The organism is Enterobacter sp. 296B2 (genome assembly GCF_034106185.1).
GTDB classification, from domain to species: Bacteria; Pseudomonadota; Gammaproteobacteria; order Enterobacterales; family Enterobacteriaceae; genus Enterobacter; species Enterobacter cloacae_N.
In genome coordinates this window covers 14,603-34,673 of sequence record NZ_JAWNCA010000013.1, presented here as the reverse complement: position 1 = coordinate 34,673, position 20,071 = coordinate 14,603, and the positions used below count along the sequence as shown (strand labels likewise).

Annotated in this window: 20 protein-coding genes and 1 pseudogene; 13 read left to right on the top strand and 8 right to left on the bottom strand. The window is 56.8% G+C overall.

The genetic code is table 11. The annotated features are described in order from the left end of the window. The first annotated feature begins 81 nt into the window (after positions 1–81). The gene (gene uhpT, locus URZ40_RS11735) at positions 82–1,479 is read left to right on the top strand and encodes a hexose-6-phosphate:phosphate antiporter (protein ID WP_119916752.1); all 1,398 of its coding nucleotides are present in this window, start codon (positions 82–84) and stop codon (positions 1,477–1,479) included. A 148-nt stretch (positions 1,480–1,627) separates the two neighbouring features. Then, complete coding sequence (locus URZ40_RS11730; protein WP_116343626.1) at positions 1,628–2,632, top strand: alpha/beta fold hydrolase; 1,005 nt, start codon at positions 1,628–1,630, stop codon at positions 2,630–2,632. Here the strand turns inward: URZ40_RS11730 and URZ40_RS11725 are convergent. Next, on the bottom strand, positions 2,620–3,522 hold the full coding sequence (locus URZ40_RS11725) for a LysR family transcriptional regulator (protein ID WP_116343625.1): 903 nt from the start codon (positions 3,520–3,522) through the stop codon (positions 2,620–2,622). The genes URZ40_RS11730 and URZ40_RS11725 overlap by 13 nt on opposite strands. 99 nt (positions 3,523–3,621) lie before the next feature. Between URZ40_RS11725 and URZ40_RS11720 the strand changes: the two genes are divergently transcribed. The 3 genes from URZ40_RS11720 (at position 3,622) to nepI (ending at position 5,956) form a co-directional block, all read left to right on the top strand. Next, a complete protein-coding gene (locus tag URZ40_RS11720) occupies positions 3,622–4,074 on the top strand; it encodes a DUF1198 domain-containing protein (protein WP_320720587.1) in 453 nt (150 codons plus the stop codon). A 98-nt stretch (positions 4,075–4,172) separates the two neighbouring features. After that, positions 4,173–4,700, top strand: a complete 528-nt coding sequence (locus tag URZ40_RS11715; protein ID WP_116343624.1) for an SRPBCC domain-containing protein — start codon at positions 4,173–4,175, stop codon at positions 4,698–4,700. A gap of 65 nt (positions 4,701–4,765) precedes the next feature. Continuing rightward, positions 4,766–5,956 carry a purine ribonucleoside efflux pump NepI gene (nepI, locus tag URZ40_RS11710; protein WP_320720586.1) on the top strand — a complete coding sequence of 397 codons (1,191 nt, stop codon included), beginning with the start codon at positions 4,766–4,768 and terminating at the stop codon, positions 5,954–5,956. A 111-nt stretch (positions 5,957–6,067) separates the two neighbouring features. Here nepI and URZ40_RS11705 read toward each other — a convergent pair whose 3' ends face one another. From URZ40_RS11705 to URZ40_RS11680, 6 genes are all read right to left on the bottom strand, one after another. Further along, a complete protein-coding gene (locus URZ40_RS11705; RefSeq protein WP_320720585.1) occupies positions 6,068–6,973 on the bottom strand; it encodes a DMT family transporter in 906 nt (301 codons plus the stop codon). Positions 6,974–7,551: 578 nt separating this feature from the next. Then, positions 7,552–8,931: a carbohydrate porin gene (locus URZ40_RS11700; RefSeq protein WP_116342890.1), complete on the bottom strand. Its 1,380-nt coding sequence runs from the start codon at positions 8,929–8,931 to the stop codon at positions 7,552–7,554. Positions 8,932–9,067: 136 nt separating this feature from the next. Further along, positions 9,068–9,370 (bottom strand): PTS lactose/cellobiose transporter subunit IIA, encoded by a 303-nt coding sequence (locus URZ40_RS11695; RefSeq protein WP_192845932.1) that lies wholly within the window; start codon positions 9,368–9,370, stop codon positions 9,068–9,070. A 5-nt stretch (positions 9,371–9,375) separates the two neighbouring features. After that, complete coding sequence (locus tag URZ40_RS11690) at positions 9,376–10,752, bottom strand: glycoside hydrolase family 1 protein (protein ID WP_163329989.1); 1,377 nt, start codon at positions 10,750–10,752, stop codon at positions 9,376–9,378. A 17-nt stretch (positions 10,753–10,769) separates the two neighbouring features. After that, the gene (locus URZ40_RS11685; RefSeq protein ID WP_116342896.1) at positions 10,770–12,095 is read right to left on the bottom strand and encodes a PTS sugar transporter subunit IIC; all 1,326 of its coding nucleotides are present in this window, start codon (positions 12,093–12,095) and stop codon (positions 10,770–10,772) included. A gap of 11 nt (positions 12,096–12,106) precedes the next feature. Next, positions 12,107–12,421 carry a PTS sugar transporter subunit IIB gene (locus URZ40_RS11680; RefSeq protein ID WP_116342898.1) on the bottom strand — a complete coding sequence of 105 codons (315 nt, stop codon included), beginning with the start codon at positions 12,419–12,421 and terminating at the stop codon, positions 12,107–12,109. A 293-nt stretch (positions 12,422–12,714) separates the two neighbouring features. Here URZ40_RS11680 and URZ40_RS11675 point away from each other — a divergent pair, with 293 nt between their 5' ends. After that, the gene (locus URZ40_RS11675; RefSeq protein WP_061096675.1) at positions 12,715–13,665 is read left to right on the top strand and encodes a LacI family DNA-binding transcriptional regulator; all 951 of its coding nucleotides are present in this window, start codon (positions 12,715–12,717) and stop codon (positions 13,663–13,665) included. Positions 13,666–13,710: 45 nt separating this feature from the next. Here the strand turns inward: URZ40_RS11675 and URZ40_RS11670 are convergent, their stop codons facing one another. Beyond that, on the bottom strand, positions 13,711–14,007 hold the full coding sequence (locus URZ40_RS11670; protein ID WP_166709606.1) for a YicS family protein: 297 nt from the start codon (positions 14,005–14,007) through the stop codon (positions 13,711–13,713). A 139-nt stretch (positions 14,008–14,146) separates the two neighbouring features. On the opposite strand from URZ40_RS11670, the gene URZ40_RS11665 reads away from it, so the two are divergent. The 7 genes and pseudogenes from URZ40_RS11665 to URZ40_RS11635 all read left to right on the top strand — a co-directional run bounded on the left by URZ40_RS11665 (position 14,147) and on the right by URZ40_RS11635 (position 20,058). Continuing rightward, positions 14,147–14,566, top strand: a complete 420-nt coding sequence (locus URZ40_RS11665) for a GNAT family N-acetyltransferase (RefSeq protein WP_320720584.1) — start codon at positions 14,147–14,149, stop codon at positions 14,564–14,566. Positions 14,567–14,695: 129 nt separating this feature from the next. Beyond that, entirely contained in the window at positions 14,696–14,962 is a 267-nt protein-coding gene (locus URZ40_RS11660) for an antitoxin (RefSeq protein ID WP_163329993.1), read from the top strand. Further along, a pseudogene (locus tag URZ40_RS11655) lies at positions 14,959–15,345 on the top strand (type II toxin-antitoxin system VapC family toxin); the annotation flags it as partial. The gene URZ40_RS11660 and the pseudogene URZ40_RS11655, both read left to right, overlap by 4 nt. Positions 15,346–15,497: 152 nt before the next feature. Beyond that, entirely contained in the window at positions 15,498–16,298 is an 801-nt protein-coding gene (gene nlpA, locus URZ40_RS11650) for a lipoprotein NlpA (protein ID WP_028014989.1), read from the top strand. 122 nt (positions 16,299–16,420) lie between these two features. Next, positions 16,421–17,200, top strand: coding sequence for an MBL fold metallo-hydrolase (locus URZ40_RS11645; RefSeq protein ID WP_192984158.1), 780 nt, complete (start codon positions 16,421–16,423; stop codon positions 17,198–17,200). 26 nt (positions 17,201–17,226) lie between these two features. Further along, on the top strand, positions 17,227–18,180 hold the full coding sequence (locus tag URZ40_RS11640) for a helix-turn-helix domain-containing protein (protein WP_320720583.1): 954 nt from the start codon (positions 17,227–17,229) through the stop codon (positions 18,178–18,180). Between the two features lie 237 nt (positions 18,181–18,417). After that, positions 18,418–20,058 carry a ShlB/FhaC/HecB family hemolysin secretion/activation protein gene (locus URZ40_RS11635; RefSeq protein WP_320720582.1) on the top strand — a complete coding sequence of 547 codons (1,641 nt, stop codon included), beginning with the start codon at positions 18,418–18,420 and terminating at the stop codon, positions 20,056–20,058. Positions 20,059–20,071 lie beyond the last annotated feature (13 nt).

Sequence of the window (20,071 nt, the reverse complement as noted above, 5' to 3'; positions counted from 1 at the left end):
TTTTACCTGGACGCTGTCTCAGGCATCTCTCCCGGCTGATTTTTACAATGCTGCAAAAATCAGCTCAGGAGTAAACCAACCATGCTGGCCTTCTTAAATCAGGTGCGCAAGCCGACCCTGGATCTGCCGCTCGACGTGCGGCGCAAGATGTGGTTCAAACCGTTCATGCAGTCCTATCTGGTGGTCTTCATCGGCTACCTGACCATGTACCTGATCCGCAAAAACTTTAACATCGCGCAGAACGACATGATCTCAACCTACGGGCTGAGCATGACGCAGCTGGGGATGATTGGCCTGGGCTTTTCCATCACCTACGGCGTGGGTAAAACCGTTGTGTCCTACTACGCGGACGGCAAAAACACCAAGCAGTTCCTGCCGTTTATGCTGATCCTCTCCGCCATCTGTATGCTCGGCTTCAGCGCCAGCATGGGCGCGGGCTCCGTCAGCCTGTTCCTGATGATCGCCTTCTACGCCCTGAGCGGTTTCTTCCAGAGTACCGGCGGGTCGTGCAGCTACTCCACCATCACCAAATGGACCCCGCGCCGCAAGCGTGGTTCCTACCTCGGCATGTGGAACATCTCCCACAACCTCGGCGGGGCGGGTGCGGCAGGCGTGGCGTTGTTTGGCGCGAACTACCTGTTCGACGGCCACGTGATCGGCATGTTTATCTTCCCGTCGATTATCGCCCTGATTGTCGGCTTTATCGGCCTGCGCTTCGGCAGCGACTCCCCGGAATCCTACGGCCTCGGCAAAGCCGAAGAGCTGTTCGGGGAGGAGATCAGCGAAGAGGACAAAGAGACCGAAGAGAACGAGATGTCCAAATGGCAGATTTTTGTTGAGTACGTGCTGAAAAACAAAGTGATCTGGCTGCTGTGCTTCTCAAACATCTTCCTCTACGTGGTGCGTATCGGTATTGACCAGTGGTCGACGGTGTATGCCTTCCAGGAGCTGAAGCTTTCTAAAGAAGTGGCGATTCAGGGCTTCACCCTGTTTGAAGTGGGCGCGCTGGTCGGCACGCTGCTGTGGGGCTGGCTCTCCGACCTCGCCAACGGCCGTCGCGCGCTGGTGGCCTGCGTCGCGCTGGCACTGATTATCGCCACCCTCGGCGTCTACCAGCACGCCAGCAACCAGTACGTTTACCTGGCGTCCCTGTTCGCGCTCGGCTTCCTGGTGTTTGGCCCGCAGCTGCTGATCGGCGTGGCGGCGGTCGGCTTCGTGCCGAAAAAAGCGATCGGCGCCGCCGATGGAATTAAAGGCACCTTCGCCTACCTGATCGGCGACAGCTTCGCCAAGCTGGGTCTGGGGATGATCGCCGACGGCACACCGATTTTCGGCCTGACCGGCTGGGCGGGCACCTTCGCGGCGCTGGATGCCGCAGCGATCGGCTGTATCGTCCTGATGGCGATGGTAGCGGTGCTGGAAGAACGTAAAATTCGCCGTGAGAATCGTGCGCAGAAGCAGAAATTGAAAGCGGCCTGAGTGTGCAGGTAACTTCTTTGCCCGGCTGACCGCCGGGCTTTTTTATTTACAGGCTCTACCTTTACCCCGCTTTACACACCCGCTCCTCTCCATGCTCTACAGTGTTTTTGCTGCCGCCATTCGTGCAGCCTTAGAACGGAGAACCTGCATGTTGACCCGACGATTGTCCTGCCTGGCGCTGCTGATGGCACTGGCGTCCCCCGCGATGGCCGCGGATAACCCTACCTACGGCGAAAAACTGGAAGGTTTTGACTATGGCTGGCCGGTAAAACACTTTGCCTTTACCTCGCAAAACCAGCCTCTGGAAATGGCCTACCTGGACGTTAAGCCGGAAAACCCTAACGGCCGCACCGTGGTGCTGATGCACGGAAAAAACTTCTGCGCCGGTACCTGGGACGGCACGATCCGCACGCTTTCAGCCAGCGGGTATCGGGTGATTGCCCCTGACCAGATCGGCTTCTGTAAATCCACCAAGCCGGAGCGGTATCAGTACACCTTCCAGCAGCTGGCGGATAACACCCACGCCTTGCTCAAATCGCTCGGCGTCGATCGCGTGACGGTCATCGGCCACTCGACCGGCGGCATGCTGGCGACTCGCTACGCCCTCATGTGGCCGCAGCAGGTGGAGCAGCTGGTGATGGTCAATCCGATAGGCCTGGAAGACTGGAAAGCACGCGGCGTGCCGCATATTACGGTCGACCAGTGGTATCAGCGCGAGCTGAAGGTCAGCGCCGACGGCATTCGACAGTACGAGAAAAATACCTACTACGCCGGGGAGTGGAAGCCGGAATACGAGCGTTGGGTAACCATGCTTGCCGGGCTGAACAACGGGCCGGGCAAAACGCGCGTGGCCTGGAACTCGGCGCTGCTTTACGACATGATCTACACCCAGCCGGTTATCTACGAATTTAGCGACCTGAAGATGCCGGTATTATTGATGATCGGCACGAAGGACAACACTGCCATCGGGAAAGATCTCGCCCCACCGGAAATCCGCAAGACGCTTGGCAACTATGCGGTGCTGGGGAAAGAGACGGCGAAGCGCATTCCGCACGCGACGCTGGTGGAATTTAACGACATGGGCCACGCGCCGCAGATGCAGGACCCCGCACGCTTCCACGAGGCGCTGCTGAAGGAACTTCAGGCTCGCTGACTGGTTTCCAGCAACAGCCCGCGCAGCCACGCCTGCGCGGGATTGCGGTGCGTTCTGCCGTGCCAGGCCATACTTTTGGTAAAGCCGGGTACGGCCACTGGCGTTTCGCACACGAACATCCCCGTCTGGTTTTCCGCTATGCGTGACGGCACGACGGCAATCATATCGCTGAGAGCCAGCACGTCCGGCAGGACCAAAAAGTTGCTCACTGAAAGCCCCACGTGCCGCATGCGGCCAATTTTCTCCAGCGCACCATCGGTAACGCCACGAAAACCGTCGCCTTCGTAAGAGACCAGCACATGCTCCAGAGTGCAGAATCGGTCTAACGCCATAGTCTTTCCCGCATCCGGATGGTCGGCGCGCATCATGCAAACGTACCGTTCATCATAAAGCGCCCGGCTGTGAAGCTCATCGGGCGTGGTATGTGGGGTGATCAGCGCCACGTCAACGCTGCCCTGTTCAAGCTGGCTGACCAGGCGACCAGATTCCACGGGCACCACACGCACGCGAATGCCAGGCGCCTGCACTTTAAGGGCGGCGATAAAGGGTACGACCACCGCGCGCAGGGCGTAGTCGGTCGCGGCGAGGGTGAAGGTGAGCGTTGCGGTGATCGGGTCAAAAGCCACGGGCTGTAACAGCACGTCGATATCAGCAAGTATACGCTTCACCGGAGCGGCTAACGCTTCAGCGCGTGTAGTTGGCACCATCCCATGCGGGGCGCGGATGAAGAGCGGATCGTTGAAGTAATCCCGCAGGCGGTTGAGCATGCCGCTTACGGCGGGCTGGGTCAGGGCAAGACGCGCCGCCGCGCGGGTGACACTGCGTTCATCCAGCAGGGCGTCGAGCGTTTTCAGCAGGTTAAGATCCAGCGTGCGAAGATCCGCTTTCATGACGTTTTTCCACCTCTTTTCCGTACACTATTCTGGTGCCGCCCGCTGTCGACGCGCTGCGTTTCCCGCTATGATGAGCGGCTAGTCAAAGGAGAACACATGGTCTGGATAATGCTGGCAACGCTTGCCGTGGTCTTTGTGGTGGGATTTCGCGTCCTGACCTCAGATTCCCGCCGCGCCATCAAACGTTTAAGCGAGCGTCTGGGCATTACCCCAATGCCTGTTGAGTCGATGATCGATCAGTTCGGTAAAACGCCGGGCAATGAGTTTATCCGCTACCTTGAGCGCCCGGACGAGGCGCATCTGCAAAACGCTGCGCAGGTGCTGCTTATCTGGCAGATCTGCATTGTCGACGGTAGCGAAGAGAACCTGCATACCTGGCACCGCCTGCTGCGTAAAGCTCGCCTGGCCGCGCCGATTACCGATGCACAAATCCGCCTCGCCCTCGGCTTTATGCGCGAGATGGAACCTGACCCGCAGGAGCTTAACGCCTTTCAACTGCGTTATAACCAGCTCTTCCTGCCGGAAGAGGGCGTGTTTTACCTGCACTGATATCACGAACCGTGATGAAGAGTATAAAGCATCGTCATTAGATTTATACCACTCACGGGTGCACCATCACCTCATCCACTAAAACGATGAGGTGAACCATGAAACAATCCGCCATTATCTGGCCGAACGACTACCTGCCAGGCACTACCGATAACTTTGCATCTAACGAAATCATCGTCGCCGGGCTGAGCGCGAAAGAGATCTGGGCGCAGCTCAACGACACCACCCTGTGGCCGTCTTATTACAGCAACGCCGAGGATATCCGTTTCCATGACGGCAGCGGCCCGGCGTTGAGTGCTAACGCTCGCTTTCGCTTTACCACCTTTGGCTTTCCGGTTGAGGCGCAGGTAACGGAGTATGTTCCACCTGTCGACGGTGAAGCCGCGCGTATCGCGTGGCACGGCTGGGTGGAAGGGGATGCGAATTCTCGTCTGGATGTGATCCACGCCTGGCTGTTTGAAGACCTGCCCGGAAACCGAGTGCGGATTCTGACTCAGGAATCGCAGAAAGGCGCACCAGCGCAGGAACTTGCTCGCGCCGTGCCGAACCCGATGATTAACGGGCATCAGGAGTGGATCGTCGGGCTGGCGAATGCGGCGATGCAAGAAAAGTTGTCAAATCGTTAAATTCGTCACACTTTTGATGATAAACTGCGCGACTTTTCCGCACGTTTTTATCTTCAGGTGACGCCATGACAGAACATATTCAGCCCACGACCAGACCGCAGACCAACGAGCTTTCTCGGCCCAACTGGTCGGCGGTTTTCTCCGTGGCGTTCTGCGTCGCCTGCCTGATTACCGTTGAGTTTCTGCCGGTGAGCCTCCTGACGCCGATGGCGCAGGATCTGGGCATTTCCGAAGGCGTGGCGGGGCAGTCCGTTACCGTCACCGCCTTTGTGGCGATGTTTGCCAGCCTGTTTATCACCCAGGTTATTGGCACCATCGACCGCCGCAAGGTGGTCATTCTGTTCAGCGTGCTGCTGACGCTCTCCTGCCTGCTGGTCTCCTTCGCGGAAAGCTTCACCCTGCTGTTGCTCGGTCGCGCCTGCCTGGGGCTGGGGCTCGGCGGCTTCTGGGCGATGTCGGCCTCGCTGACTATGCGCCTGGTGCCCGCGCGCACGGTGCCAAAAGCGCTTTCCGTTATCTTCGGTGCGGTCTCCATCGCGCTGGTGATTGCCGCGCCGCTGGGCAGCTTCCTCGGTGGGATTATCGGCTGGCGTAACGTCTTTAACGCCGCGGCGGTGATGGGCCTGCTCTGTATCATTTGGGTGTGGAAAGCGCTGCCGTCGCTGCCGGGCGAAGCGGCGCACCACAAACAGAACATGTTCAGCCTGCTCAAGCGGCCGGGCGTGCTGGCGGGGATGACCGCGATCTTCATGGCCTTTGCCGGGCAGTTTGCCTTCTTCACCTATATCCGCCCGGTGTACATGACCATGGCGGGTTTTGACGTTGACGGCCTGACGCTGGTGCTGCTGAGCTTCGGTATCGCCAGCTTTGTCGGCACCTCGCTGTCGTCGCAGTTCCTGAAACGCTCCCTGAAGGTGGCGCTGGCGGGCGCGCCGCTGGTGCTGGCGGCGAGCGCCACGGTGCTGGTGCTGTGGGGCAGCGATAAGTGGGTGGCGTCTGCCATCGCGATTATCTGGGGCTTTGCCTTTGCGCTGGTGCCGGTGGGCTGGTCGACGTGGATCACCCGCTCTCTGGCCGATCAGGCGGAAAAAGCCGGGTCGATTCAGGTGGCGGTAATCCAGCTGGCGAACACCTGCGGCGCGGCCATTGGCGGCGTGGCGCTTGACCATCTGGGGCTGACGTCACCGCTGGTGATTTCCGGTACGCTGATGCTGCTGACGGCGCTGCTGGTGGCGGGGAAGGTTAAGGCGAAGTAGTAAATTCCCCCCCTCACCCTAACCCTCTCCCCAAAGGGGAGAGGGGACTGCTCGGTACTGTCTTTTCACCCTCGCCCCTTTGGGGAGAGGGCCGGGTGAGGGGACATCATGCTACGCTGATGTCTGAACCCGTCTTCTCGAATCCATCGAAATCAGCACCACCGACGACACGATCAGCAGCGTGCCCAGCCAGTCCGGCAGGGTGAACGCCACCCCCAGCAACACCACCGACAGCAGCGCGCTGCTCAGCGGCTCGGCGCAGCTCAGAATGCTCGCCTTCGGCCCGCCAATCATCTGCGCGCCTTTCAGGTACAGGCTGAACGTCAGCGCCGTGCCAATCACCACCAGATAGAAAAACGCCAGCAGCAGGCTGCCGTCAATCACGAAAGTGGTGTCGCGCCCGGCGTAGAACGGCGTCAGCATCAATCCGGCAATCAGCATGCTCCAGCCGACAATCGGCAGCGTGCCGTAGCGGGCGATCAGCGTCGACGGATAGGTCGTATAAAACGCGGCGGCAAACGCCGAGGCGATACCGAAGAACAACGCGGCAGGGGAGATGGAGAGCGAGGTCGGGTCGCCATGGGTCACCAGCAGGAAAGTGCCGATCAACGACGTAAAAATCGCTGACAGGACAAATACGCCGGGACGCTTTTTCCGCGCCAGGGCGAACCACGCCACAATGATGGTCGGTGACAGAAACTGCAGCACGGTAGCGGTCGCCGCGTTGGATTTTTCAATCGTCAGCAGGAAGGTAAGCTGCACGGTGAGCGCGCCGACCAGCGAGAAAAACAGCAGGCTGAGGGCGTCCTTGCGGTTTTTGATGACCGAGAAAATCTTGTCGCCGTGAACGAAGGAGAGCGTCAGGAGGATCACGCCGGTAAACAGCAGGCGAACCATGGTCAGGTAAGGCGAAGAAATGTGGCTTTTCTCCATGATGTACTGCGCGCAAACCCCTGAGCTGCCCCATAAAACGGCGGCAATCAGGACGTTCAGCATCCCTTTGCGTGTGGAACCCATGTTCTCCCCTGTTATGTTGTCGTTAATTCGGTCAACAGCATAGCATGGTTGTGTACGGCCTGATGTCCTCACCCCGGCCCTCTCCCACGGGGCTGAGGAATCCCCAGTAATTTTTAAGCAGAAGCAATAATGTTGTTTCAGAACGAGTTAAAGCTTTCAGCGATGCCCTGGTCCGGCTGTAAATCGCCGAAGCGTTTCCGTAAGGCCGGGGCGAGGCGCACGGATGCGCCGAGAGGGCGTGGCCTGCAGGGATGCAGGCTCATGCCCGACCCGATAGCCTGAAGGAATAAGCTGAGGGCACCGCGAAGCGGCGATTTACCGCCGGGAGCCCGGGTCGCCAGGGTGGGGGCGATTGAGCCGCCCTGGCACGTTCACCGGTACAGAAATCACAGAGTAGCAAGGAACATAAAGTGAACGGAATGACCACCAGAGCCGTATGTTCCCCCTCACCCCAGCCCTCTCCCTCAAGGGAGAGGGGGTCGTCCATGCAAACATTATTTTGTGGGGATCCCTCAGCCCACGGGAAGAGGGAGCAAACACTAAAAACGGCAACGTTGCGTTGCCGTTTTGCTTTTACCTTAGAACCACGCCTCCCACATCGCGCCGACGTTGAAGTCGTCGAGCGTTTCGTCTTTGGTATTGTTCACGCGCGCGGTGCGTTCGTTGTCCACTTTGCCGCCGGTCACGTAGAAGCGCAGCATCGGGCGGAACTCCGGCCCCATGGCGATAGACATGTTCTGCGACAGGGTCAGCTTCCAGCCCTTGTTGTCGCCGCCGTTGTCGTAGTCAACGTGCTGCCAGCCCGCTTCCAGCCAGGTGGAGTGAACGTCGTTCCACCAGTGCATCGGGCGCACGATGGCGTTGTAGTTCTTGCGGTTGTCGGTCTTATCGCGGCTGTTGTCGTAGTCGTGGAAGGCGAGGATGTATTCCACCTGCGTCGCCTGGGTGAATTTGTACAGCCCTTCGAAGCTGGCGTAGACCGTGGTCAGATCCTCGGTTTTGTTGAACACGCTGTTGTCCGCGTTATCGGAGTAGCGGGCGATGACCTTGTTCACGCCGCTGTCGTTGGTGTGGCTCAACACCACGCCGCCCTGCCAGGCGTTCAGACGCTCGTCGCTCTCCACCGCTTTCGAGTCAAAGCCGTAGTTGGCGTACAGCTCCATGTCGATCGGACCGAGCTTCATGCCGTGGATTTTCGAGGTTGCGGCGTAGTTGCCTTTATCGCCCGTCCCGGAACCGCCGGTACAGGTGATGCGCGACGGGTTGGCTTCATCTTCCATCACTTCCGGGCTACAGGATTCCACCGCCGCCACGGCAGCCACGTCAAACTGCACGCCGCCGATGTCGAAGTTTTTCACCCCGGCGCCCTGGCCGTCGTGGTTCATCCAGAAGTAATCGTTGATGCCCTGCTGCGGACGCTGGTGGAAGTCACGACCGGCCCAGAAATAGGCGTTCGGGTTGGAGGCCATAATGTTGGTCACCCCCGCGTAGGCTTTTTTCAGGTTAACTTCATCGCCCCAGTGGTCGATCATCACGTTGATGTCCCAGATGGCGCCGTTGTCACCCTTGAAGGCCTTGGAGAGCTGGAATTCCCCGCCGTTACCTTCGTTGCCCAGACGACCAATCGCTGACGCGCCGTTGTAGGAGCCGTCCACCGCCACGTATTTCTGATCGGCGGCCTGGAAGTGCGCGCCGTAGCGGGCGTAGCCGGTAAATTTCACGCCGAACGGGATCGCCATATCCGGGGATTGCGCCGCGCTTTGCGGCTCGGTCACGATGTCCGCTTTTTTCGCGACTGCCGCATCCATTTTGGCCTGACGCTCGGCCAGGGCTTTATCCACCGCTTTCGCCACAATGGCGTCGATTTGCTCCTGGGTAAATTCTTGTGCGAGCACGGAAATTGGGCAAAGCGCGGCGATAACCGCCATGGTTAATGGAAGTTTTTTAATCGTATTCATGGTTATCTCAATATAGTTTAATTTTATTCAGACAATAACCATCCCGCTCCGATCTGACAGAGTATGTCGCTATCATCAGAACAAGTGGATCTCTATTTAGGGTACAGAGGTATTACATTAATTATTTCGCCATAGACTATCTCTGATATAAATGAATAATTTCTTCGGACAGTTCACGCGCTAATAAAGAATTCATTAAATGATCCTGCGCGTGCACCATGATTAACGTCATCGGCTGGCGGCCTTCGCCTGCATCCTGCTCGATCAGTTTGGTCTGCATCTTGTGCGCCTGGCGCGAGTAGCCGTCGGCTTCGCGCAGCAGGCTTTTGGCCTCGTCAAAGTTGCCCTGACGCGCCGCGTGCAGAGCTTCAAAGCACAGACTGCGTGACTGTCCGGCATTGACGATAATTTCCATTACGGCTTCTTCTAGTGCGATCATCATTATTACTCTTTTTCAAAACTATTATTTAAGGCGGTGGCGGCAAACCACTCTCCGCTTTTCTTAATGGTGCGCTGCTGCGTCTGTAAATCGAGCTGGATAAATCCGTAGCGATTTTTATAAGCATTACACCACGACCAGTTATCAATAAACGTCCACATATGGTAACCGAGACAATTGCACCCTTCGCTAATACCCTTATGCAGCCAGGCTAAATGTTCGGAAATAAACTCGATGCGGTATTGATCGTTAATCTGGCCGTTTTCAATAAAGCGCTGTTCGTTTTCGACGCCCATGCCGTTTTCAGAAATAAAGCAGCGAGGGTTGCCGTAATTGTCGCGCAGGTTAACCAGAATATCGTAAATACCCGGCTCGTAGATTTCCCAGCCGCGGTACGGGTTCATCTTGCGGCCCGGCATCTCGTAGCTATCAAAGAACCACTCCGGCATAAACGGCGCCTGCGGGTTCACCGCGCTGTCGCGACACTTTACGCGACGCGGCTGATAGTAGTTCACGCCGAGCAGGTCGATTTTCCCTTCCGCAATCAGAGCGCTGTCTTCCGGCCTGCAGGCAGGCAGCTGATCGTAAGCCTTCAGCAGCGCCACTAGGTCCGCCGGGTATTCGCCGCGCAGCACCGGGTCGAGGAAGCTGCGGTTAAACATCAGGTCCGCGATGTGCGCCGCCTTAACGTCCGCCGGGTTCTGCGAGCGCGGATAGGACGGCGTCAGGTTCAGCACGATGCCAATTTCCCCGGCGTAATGCCCGGCGCGGTAGGCCTGAACCGCCTTCGCATGGGCCAGCACGGTGTGATACGCCACGGTGGCTGCCCGACGAAAATCCACCACGTTCGGGTAGTGGAAGTCGTACAGATAACCGCCTTCCACCGGGACAATCGGCTCGTTGAAGGTAAACCAGTGCAACACGCGATCGCCGAACAGCTCGAAGCAGATCTGCGCATAGCGGGCGTAAGCCTCCACCACGTCGCGGTTTTCCCAGCCGCCAATCTCCTGCATCGCCATCGGCATGTCGAAATGGAACAGGGTCATAAACGGCGTGATGCCCTGTTCATTCAGCTCATCAATGACCTGATTGTAAAAATCGACCGCTTCCGGATTCACTTCACCGATACCGTCGGGGATCAGGCGCGCCCAGCTAATCGAGGTGCGAAAGCTGTTGTGGTTCAGCTGCTTTAACAGCTGAATGTCCGTTTTCCAGTGCTGATAAAACGTGGAGGTCTGCTGCGGCCCCACGCCGTTGTGAAAACGGTTTGGCTCGCGGGCAAACCAGTAATCCCACGTGGTTTCTCCCTCTCTTGCCCCTTCGGTCTGGAGAGCGGAGCTTGCGCTGCCCCACCAGAAGTTATCGGGAAATGCGTATTTCATGTCCTTTCCTCTTTGACTTAATTACTTGCGGCTTCAGCGGTACCGACGGTTGCCTGGGCTTTCTGCTCTTCGTTTTTCATCAGCGTACGCTCATAGGCGCGCAGGAACGGCAGGTACATCAGCGCGGACATCACCATACAGACCAGGCACATGATCACCGGACTGAGCGCCCAGTTTGCCGCCCACGAGGCACCAATCGGCGCGGGGGTGGTCCACGGGGTCAACGACACAACCTGTGCCAGCCAGCCGAGTTTGGTTGCGCCGTACGCCAGGCAGGCGTTGACCAGCGGAACAAACACGAACGGGATAAACAGCATCGGGTTCATGATGATCGGCGCGCCGAACAGAATCGGCTCATTGATGTTAAAGAAGCTCGGCACAATGCCCATTTTGCCGATGGTGCGCAGGTGCGTGGCGCGGCTGCGCAGCAGCAGGAACGCCAGCGGCAGCGTGGAGCCTACGCCGCCAATCAGCAGGTAGTGATCCCAGAAGCCCTGCAGGTAAACGTGCGGCAGCGCTGCGCCAGCGGCCAGTGCCGCCTGGTTTGCAGAGAGGTTTGCCATCCAGAACGGGTTCATGATGCCGGTGACGATCAGCGAGCCGTGGATACCGGCAAACCAGAAGATCTGGCACAGCAGCACGGAGAGCAGAATCGCGGGCAGGGAGTCAGACGCGGACACCAGCGGCTCCAGCAGGTGCATAATTGCCTGCGGGATAATCATTCCGGTCTGCGCTTCTATGAACAAGTTCAGCGGGTGCAGGGTACCAATCACCACCATCACCGGGATCAGGATTTCGAACGAGCGCGCCACGCCGGTTGGCACTTCCTTCGGCAGGCGGATGGTCACGTTGTTCTGCTTCAGCCACGCATAGACGCGGGTGGAGTAGATTGCGGTGATAAGCGCGGTGAAGATGCCCTGGCCGGAGAGATACTGGGTCGAGATTTTGCCGTCGGCATACGGCGCGGCGACCAGCAGGAAGGCCATAAAGGCCAGCAGGCCGGACATCACCGGGTCGAGGTTAAACTGACGCCCCAGGCTCGCCCCAATCCCCACCGAGATGAAGAAGGTCATCACGCCCATGCTGAGGTTAAACGGCAGCATCAGCTGTTCGCGGTAGGTCTGGGAGAAATCCAGCCAGCCGCGGGCGAAGCTGTTGGTGGTATCCGCCGAGAACGGCGGGAAGATGAACACCAGCATAAACGAGCCGATGATCATAAACGGCAGCGCGGCGGTAAAGCCGTCGCGGATGGCAATCACATACTTTTGCTGACCCAGCTTCGCGGCCAGCGGGGTAATTGACTGCTCAATCACCGCGACCATGGATTGATATAACGAACTCATGTGAACACCTTTTAGTGTGCCGCTTTGATGAGCGACAGAGCATAGTCCAGTACTTTATCGCCACGCTGCATGCCGTAGTCCATCATGTCGATGGGCTGCACCGGAATGCCTTTCGTAGCCGCCTTGTCTGAGAGTGTCTGTAACATGTATTTCACTTGCGGTCCGAGAAGTACCACCTGATATTGCGGAAACTGCGTATCAAATTCGGAAACACCGTACGCATCAATCTTTACCGGAACGCCACGTTCTTTCGCGACATCGACCATTTTGCTGACCAACAGGCTGGTGGACATCCCGGCAGAGCAGCACAGCATAATCTTGAACATCGACAACCATCCTCTAAATGTAAAAAGTTATTGCGAGAGTGATTGGACATGATACGGAAACCGGTTTCCATTCATAAAAGACAGAAGTGTGACAATCATCAAGATCCCTTACTTATGAGGCTAATTAACCGGATGTGGGTCACATAATTTGGCTGTATTTGCGTCATTTTGAGTGGAAACGGAAAATCGGTTTCCATGAAAAACGGAAACGGATATACTCCGTTCTGGCTATAATGTGAGCCGTAGCGGTGATGGAATTTGCAGGCGCGAGGTTAGCCTGCCAGGGGAAAGAGATGTCGACAATCAATGATGTATCACGTCTGGCCGGGGTGTCTAAAGCCACGGTATCGCGAGTGTTGAGTGGGTCACGTGGCGTTAAGGAAGCCAGCCGTCAGGCCGTGCTGAAGGCGGTGGATGAGCTGAACTATCGTCCCAACGTGATTGCCCAGTCGCTGCTGAGCCAGTCGACGGGCTGCATTGGGGTGATCTGCGCGCAGGAAAACATTAACCAGACCACCGGGTATCTGTACGCGCTGGAAAAACAGCTCAGCCAGCATCAAAAACACCTGCTGCTGCGCTTCGCGCATAGCAAAGCGGAAGTGATGAACGCTCTTGAAGAACTCTCCTGCGGCCTGTGTGACGACATCCTGGTGATTGGTGCCCGTTTCCCGCTGGACGTGGATATGGAAAACGTCATCCTGGTGGACTGCATGGAGGCTGATAATTCCAACAGCATCCAGTTCGACCACGCTTTTGCCGCCGAAACCGCCTGTAACTACCTGACCAGCCAGGGACGTCGCCAGATTGCCCTGATCCACCCCCACGGCAGCGGGTTTGCCGACCAGGTGCTGCTTGGCTACAAGCATGCGCTGGAGAAAAACTTCCTGCCCTTTAATCGCAACCTCGTCTTTATGGACGCGACCTCCTCGTCCGTTGCGCTGCAGGAGCTGCTTAACAACGCCAGCACCCTGAATTTCAACGCGCTGCTGGTAGCGGACGAGCAGGAAGCTCAGCGGGTGATCCCGCAGCTGCAGGCGTTTAATAAATCGGTGCCGGAAGACATCATGGTCTTCAGTCTTGCCGGATCGCTGCACCTGCCGGGTATTCCGGTGATCCCGGCCATTGAATATTCCATGGACGCGATGGCGGCACGCATCGTGAGCTGGCTGACGGAGAAAACGCAGATGCTCGGGTCCTATGTTCTGCGCGGGGATCTCATCATTCCGGACGTGCGGAAGCGTTAAAAACGTTTTCCAGGCCGGGTAAGCGCAGCGCCACCCGGCGAGAACTCAATAATCCTCCATGCAATCCACCTGACTTACTGCATCCCAGTAGGCGTCCAGATTGTCGCGCTTCACGGCGGTAACGGCATTTTTGATCAGCAGCTGGTTGGCCTCTGAAGACAAAATCATTGCCTGCCAGGCCTTATCGCTCTGCTTTTTCTGCGGCGTACAGGCTTTCTTCACATCTTTCAGAACCTGCTGTTTTATTTGTGCATCCTTTGCCGGATCGTCTTTTTCCTGAGCATGGACAAACGCGGCGAAGAGCAGACAAACCAGCAGACAGACCAGGTGCGCAGCTTTCATCAAAACCCCCTTGAGAAGTCACAGGCTTCCCATGAAATATATCGTTACATTCAGTGTCGCGACGCCAGTCGAAAGTATGAATTTTCTCCAGAGTGTGGGTATGCGATAGTGAAACGGCAGAAAAAATAAGGAGAAAAATATGCACCTGAGCATTACTGATAATGTCACGACGCAGGAGAAAGAGGAGTTACTGACGGGTCTGAGGGCTTTTAACGGGCAGTTTCTCGATCTGACAAATTTTAGCGGCGACGTTGGGGTTTACGTGCGTGACGATAATGGCGCAATGCTGGGCGGGTTAATCGGCGTGCGTAAAGGCGACTGGCTGAATATCGACTATCTCTGGGTGAGCGACACCGTGCGAGGTACCGGCGTGGGTAGCCAGCTCATCAGAACGGCAGAAGAGGAAGCCAGACGCAAAGGCTGCAAGCACGCGCTGGTGGATACCGTCAGCTTCCAGGCGCGCCCGTTTTATGAAAAACAGGGGTACCAGTTGCAGATGTCTTTGCAGGATTATCCTTATCCGGGCATGCAGCGACATTATCTGGCGAAAGCGCTTTAAGTCCGCTGCGGTGATTATGGATTCTGCTATTTATTGCGAGTCGCTTTCCTAATTTGAAGCGTGCTGCTTGTCTTCTTTTCAGGCCCTGGCGCATGCTTTGGCCTGGTTAAATAAAGCATGGAGATGTCAATGGAACGGACAGCAAAACTCTTCAAAAAGGGGCGGAATCAGGCGGTGATGCTGCCTGCTGAATTCGCGTTTGATACGGAGAGCGTCTACATCCGGCGGGATGAGGTGGGGAATGTCGTTTTGGCGGCAAAACCTGTTCAGACAAAGAGTTGGGATAATTTTTTCCGCCTGCTGGCAGTTACAGACGTACCGGATTCGTTTCTGAGCAAAGAGGAGCGCAATCAGAGTGTTACGACAAGAGACCCTCTGGATGGAGCCTGTTCATGAGGCATATGCTGGATACGAATATCGTGAGCCACTTGTTTAAACGACACCCGGAGGTTGTAAGCAGAATGACATGCCTGACTCCGGGGGACGTTTGTATCTCAAGCATTACCGAAGCTGAGTTGCTGTATGGTGCGGATAAGAAGAAAAGCAGTAGATTGAAAGAAACAATCCAGGAGTTTCTCAATACCATCACGATTTGCGACTGGGACAGTGACGCCGCCGCAACGTACGGAGAGCTTCGTGCAGCCATGGAGAAAAAAGGCAAAGTGATGGGCGATCTCGATCAGCTGATCGCTGCGCATGCTATCAGCCGGGGGACAACGATTGTGACAAACGATCGTGCATTCAGAATGGTGCAGGAGCTTGCCGTCGAGGACTGGACGACAACGTCGTGTTCCCTGATGCCGGGTAAGCGCAGCGCCACCCGGCGATACTCGCATATAACTTATCCTTCTTATTGATTCTTTTTCGTTTTTTATTTCACCGCCTCGTTGTCGATATAGTCACTACAACATTCAGCAAAAGGAACTGTCTCATGAAACGTCGATTAGGTGCTCTGGTACTCGCTGGCCTGCTGTTGGCAGGGTGCGATCAAAGTGGCAGCGATGCCAAACACATTAAAGTGGGCGTCATCAACGGCGCGGAACAGGACGTGGCGGAAGTCGCCAAAAAGGTGGCGAAAGAGAAATATGGCCTGGACGTGGAGCTGGTAGGGTTCAGCGGCTCGCTGTTGCCTAACGATGCCACAAATCAGGGAGAGCTGGATGCCAACGTCTTCCAGCACCGCCCGTTCCTTGCAGAAGATAACAAGGCGCATGGCTACAAGCTGGTGGCCGTGGCGAACACCTTCGTTTTCCCGATGGCCGGCTATTCCCGCAAAATCAAATCCGTGTCTGACCTGAAGGACGGGGCGACTATCGCCATTCCAAACGATCCGACCAACCTTGGCCGCGCGCTGCTGCTGCTGCAAAAAGAGAAGCTCATCACCCTGAAGCCGGACACCGGGCTGCTGCCGACGGCGCTGGATATTACCGCCAACCCTAAACAGCTGAAAATTATGGAGCTGGAAGGGGCACAGCTGCCGCGCGTGCTGGACGATCCGAAAGTGGATGTCGCCATCATCAGCACTACCTATATTCAGCAAACCGGGCTGTCGCCGGTGCATGACAGCGTCTTTATTGAAGATAAAAACTCGCCGTACGTGAATATCGTGGTGACGCGCGAAGACAACAAAGACGCGGAGAACGTGAAGGCGTTTATCCAGTCCTATCAGTCACCGGAAGTGGCGAAAGCGGCGGAGACGATCTTTAACGGCGGGGCGGTGCCGGGCTGGTAAAGGAACCGGCAGAAAACGCGGTGATTAAATTGGCCCGATTCCATCGGTAATCGCCCTTTAACCCACAGCGTTACCGGCGACGGCTGGCTATCCTCCTTATCACACCAACCGGAGGATAGCCCATGAACATTACCCACATTCGCAACGCCACCCAGCTGATTACCTACGCCGGAAAACGTCTTTTAATCGACCCGATGCTGGCCCCGAAGGGCGCTTATCCGGGTTTTCCCGGCACGGCGCATGCCGATATCCGTAACCCGACGGTCGAACTCCCCGTTGACGTCAACACGCTGCTGGACGTCGACGCGGTGATCGTCACTCATACACATGATGATCACTGGGATCGCGCCGCAGCAGAGCTGATCGCCAAAGATAAACCGATCTACGTGCAAAACGATCGTGACGCCGCGCTGCTGCGCAGCCAGGGGTTTAGCAACCTGACGGTCATGACCGACGCGACCACCTTTGGCGATATTCAGATTACGAAAACCCACGGCGGCCAGCACGGTACCGACCGCGCTTACGCCGTGCCGGAGCTGGCGGAGCGGCTGGGCGAGGCCTGTGGCGTGGTGCTGCGTCATCCCGAGGAGAAGACGCTCTATCTTGCCGGGGATACCATCTGGCGCGAAGAGGTGGCGGCCGATCTGCAAAAGCACCAGCCGGACGTGGTGGTACTGAACGCCGGCTATGCCCACGTCCTTGGCTTTGGGCCCATTATTATGGGGCAGGAGGACGTGCTCAACGTTCATTTCCTGCTGCCGCAGGCCAACATTGTGGCGAGCCATATGGAGGCGATTAACCACTGCCTGTTGACCCGCAGCGCGCTGCGTGAGTACGTTGAAGCCAACCAGGTGAGCGATGCGGTGAGCATTCCCCAGGATGGCGAAACCGTTATATTCTGAGTGCGTTAACGGGAAAGGAGAGACAGATGTCGCTAATCAACGTCGCGATTGTCGCGGTAGACGGGTTCAGCCCGTTCCACTACTCCGTTCCCTGTATTCTGTTTGGCGATTCGGTCTCCGGCGAAAAGCGCTTTAATGTGACGATCTGCGCCGAAACGCCGGGGTTTCTTACATCAAAAGACGGATTCGCCCTCAATGCCACGCAGGATTACACCGCCATCGGGCTGGCCGATATTGTTGTCGTTCCCTACTGGCAGCACGTCCTTGAACGTCCGCCTCAGACGCTGCTAGACAGCCTGGTACAGGCGAGAGACCGCGGCGCAGAAATCGTCGGGCTATGTCTGGGGTCTTTTGTGCTGGCCTGGGCGGGGATCCTCGACGGTAAACGGGCCGCCACCCACTGGGAATTTGAACTCCAGTTCCAGTCGCTCTTCCCGAACGTCGAGCTGGATATCAATGCCCTCTACGTGGATGACGGCAATATCATCACCTCTGCCGGTACCGCAGCCGCGCTGGACTGCTGCCTGTATATTATTCGCCAGCGCTTTGGCAGCGTGGTCGCCAACCAGATTGCCCGCCGGATGATTGTACCGCCGCACCGCGAGGGCGGGCAGGCGCAGTTCATCGCCCAGCCGGTACCGAAAGATACCCGTGACGCACGTATTAACAGCCTGATCGACTACCTGCAGCAGCACATTACCGAACCGCATAGCCTGGACTCGCTGGCGGAGGTGGTTTCGATGAGCCGCCGCACGCTGACCCGCCATTTTATTAAAGCCACGGGCATGAGCGTTGCCGACTGGCTTACCGCCGAACGCCTGCGGCGCAGCCAGATTTTGCTTGAAGCCGGAAATATGCCCGTTGAGAGCGTGGCGGAGCTGGTGGGATTTAATTCCGCCGTCACCTGGCGGCAGCAGTTTAAGGCGCGCTTTGGGGTGAGCCCTGCTGAGTGGCGGAAAACGTTCCGTCTGCATATTTAATGCATTGCAGCTAACTTAAGATTTAAGGGTTAGTTAAACATTTCTTATTTTTTGTTAAGTGACTTCTTACGCTTCTAAAATAATCTTTTTTAAGATGCCATAACTTAAATTAGATATACTCGCCTTAAGAATGCTCTTATATTGTACAAATTATAATTGCGTCTTAATTTTGTGGCATGGATGAACACGTCTAAAATAAAAAATAAAATAATTTCATTCAGAAATTATGCTATTGCTATGTTCCTGGCTGCGCTATTTTCAGCGAGCGCTAACGCTGCACCGCTGTCTCCAGCTGATCGCGATACTATTCAACAGCAACAGCAGCAGCTTTTACTTCAAAACCAGCAGCAGCGCGAAGAGCTGAAGCGGAGTATTCCCCTCCCCGAACCCGCCAGACCAGGGCCTGTTACCGGCTCCGGGCCCTGTTTCACCATTAACAGCATTACGCTTTCCGGTGCGACCTTAATCTCTCCAAAAAACCAGCATAACCTTGTTGCGCCGTGGCAAGGACAGTGTCTGGATATGGCGAAAATAACGGAGCTTCTGGCCCATATTTCTGACTGGTATATCAGCCGGGGATATATCACCAGCCGCGCCTTTCTTACCGAGCAGGATCTCTCCGGGGGCCAGCTGAATATTGTCGTGCTGGAAGGCCGGCTGGAAGCGATTCGCCTGGAAGGTGAAACGCCGCGGATGCTGAAAATGGCGTTTCCGGGACGGGTGGGGCGCATCCTTAATTTACGCGACATCGAACAGGGCATGGAGCAAATAAACCGTTTGCGCGCCGAGCCGGTTCAGATAGAAATTCTTCCGGGAACCCAGCAAGGATATTCGATTGTTAATCTCACGGCAAAACCGGAATTTCCGTTAAGTGCATCGGTAAGCCTGGATAATAGCGGGCAGAAGAGCACCGGTGAAGAGCAGCTTAATGGCGTGCTCACTGCCAATAATATGCTGGGGCTGGCGGATAAATGGTTCGTCAGCGGCGGGCGCAGCAGCGATTTTGCCAGCGCGTACGATGCGCAGAATTTCCAGACGGGCGTCAGCGTGCCGTTTGGCTACGGCCTGCTGGACTACAGCTATGCCTGGAGCAACTACCGAACCACCATCAATAACCAGGGGTTCAACTGGCTCTCTACGGGCGATACCAAAACCCACCGCGTCAACGCGTCGTGGGTGGTTTTCCGCAACGGGGATGTGAAAACCGGCATCGCGGCAGGCGTGGTTCAGCGTTCAAGCCGCAACTGGCTCAACGACGCGCCGCTTCGGAGCAGCACGCGCAATCTCTCCAGCCTGATCCTGGGGGTTACCCACACACAAAAAATGCTGGGCGGCGTCGCGACCTTCAACCCGACCTGGAGCCACGGCATGCCGTGGTTCAATGCCGAAACCGACGAAGATAAATCCGGCGATATGCCGCGGGCTGAATTCCGCAAATGGAGCCTGAACGCCAGCTTCCAGCGTCCGATAGCCCGTAACGCCTGGTGGCTGACCAGCGCCTACGGCCAGTGGTCTCCTGACCGGCTGTACGGCTCCGAGCGTCTGACGCTCGGCGGCGAAAGCTCCGTGCGCGGTTTTAAAGAGCAGTATCTGTCCGGGGATAACGGCGGCTACTGGCGTAACGAGCTGGGATATTCCCTCTTCACCCTCCCGGTGATTGGCGCGGTGAGCACCACGGTCGCCGTTGACGGCGGCTGGCTGGAGAAAGACAGTCAGGACCGCTTTGCCTCCGGCACGTTATGGGGTGCCTCTGTGGGGCTGAGCAGCGCCGGGCGCTGGTACAGCAGCCAGGTTTCAGTCGGCACGCCGCTGCACTATCCCGACTGGCTCGGCCCGGATCATGTGAGCGTTAACTGGCGCATTGCCTTTATGCTTTAAGAGACTCTACGAC

What these genes read in the sequence shown, in the direction of transcription:
- URZ40_RS11680 (WP_116342898.1), bottom strand. Translation starts at nt 12,421, where the DNA reads ATGTTCAAGATTATGCTGTGCTGCTCTGCCGGGATGTCCACCAGCCTG.
- URZ40_RS11715 (WP_116343624.1), top strand. Translation starts at nt 4,173, where the DNA reads ATGAAACAATCCGCCATTATCTGGCCGAACGACTACCTGCCAGGCACT.
- URZ40_RS11690 (WP_163329989.1), bottom strand. Translation starts at nt 10,752, where the DNA reads ATGAAATACGCATTTCCCGATAACTTCTGGTGGGGCAGCGCAAGCTCC.
- uhpT (WP_119916752.1), top strand. Translation starts at nt 82, where the DNA reads ATGCTGGCCTTCTTAAATCAGGTGCGCAAGCCGACCCTGGATCTGCCG.
- nlpA (WP_028014989.1), top strand. Translation starts at nt 15,498, where the DNA reads ATGAAACGTCGATTAGGTGCTCTGGTACTCGCTGGCCTGCTGTTGGCA.
- URZ40_RS11725 (WP_116343625.1), bottom strand. Translation starts at nt 3,522, where the DNA reads ATGAAAGCGGATCTTCGCACGCTGGATCTTAACCTGCTGAAAACGCTC.
- URZ40_RS11675 (WP_061096675.1), top strand. Translation starts at nt 12,715, where the DNA reads ATGTCGACAATCAATGATGTATCACGTCTGGCCGGGGTGTCTAAAGCC.
- URZ40_RS11640 (WP_320720583.1), top strand. Translation starts at nt 17,227, where the DNA reads ATGTCGCTAATCAACGTCGCGATTGTCGCGGTAGACGGGTTCAGCCCG.
- URZ40_RS11720 (WP_320720587.1), top strand. Translation starts at nt 3,622, where the DNA reads ATGGTCTGGATAATGCTGGCAACGCTTGCCGTGGTCTTTGTGGTGGGA.
- URZ40_RS11705 (WP_320720585.1), bottom strand. Translation starts at nt 6,973, where the DNA reads ATGGGTTCCACACGCAAAGGGATGCTGAACGTCCTGATTGCCGCCGTT.
- URZ40_RS11635 (WP_320720582.1), top strand. Translation starts at nt 18,418, where the DNA reads ATGTTCCTGGCTGCGCTATTTTCAGCGAGCGCTAACGCTGCACCGCTG.
- URZ40_RS11685 (WP_116342896.1), bottom strand. Translation starts at nt 12,095, where the DNA reads ATGAGTTCGTTATATCAATCCATGGTCGCGGTGATTGAGCAGTCAATT.
- URZ40_RS11645 (WP_192984158.1), top strand. Translation starts at nt 16,421, where the DNA reads ATGAACATTACCCACATTCGCAACGCCACCCAGCTGATTACCTACGCC.
- URZ40_RS11665 (WP_320720584.1), top strand. Translation starts at nt 14,147, where the DNA reads ATGCACCTGAGCATTACTGATAATGTCACGACGCAGGAGAAAGAGGAG.
- URZ40_RS11695 (WP_192845932.1), bottom strand. Translation starts at nt 9,370, where the DNA reads ATGATCGCACTAGAAGAAGCCGTAATGGAAATTATCGTCAATGCCGGA.
- URZ40_RS11660 (WP_163329993.1), top strand. Translation starts at nt 14,696, where the DNA reads ATGGAACGGACAGCAAAACTCTTCAAAAAGGGGCGGAATCAGGCGGTG.
- URZ40_RS11730 (WP_116343626.1), top strand. Translation starts at nt 1,628, where the DNA reads ATGTTGACCCGACGATTGTCCTGCCTGGCGCTGCTGATGGCACTGGCG.
- URZ40_RS11700 (WP_116342890.1), bottom strand. Translation starts at nt 8,931, where the DNA reads ATGAATACGATTAAAAAACTTCCATTAACCATGGCGGTTATCGCCGCG.
- URZ40_RS11670 (WP_166709606.1), bottom strand. Translation starts at nt 14,007, where the DNA reads ATGAAAGCTGCGCACCTGGTCTGTCTGCTGGTTTGTCTGCTCTTCGCC.
- nepI (WP_320720586.1), top strand. Translation starts at nt 4,766, where the DNA reads ATGACAGAACATATTCAGCCCACGACCAGACCGCAGACCAACGAGCTT.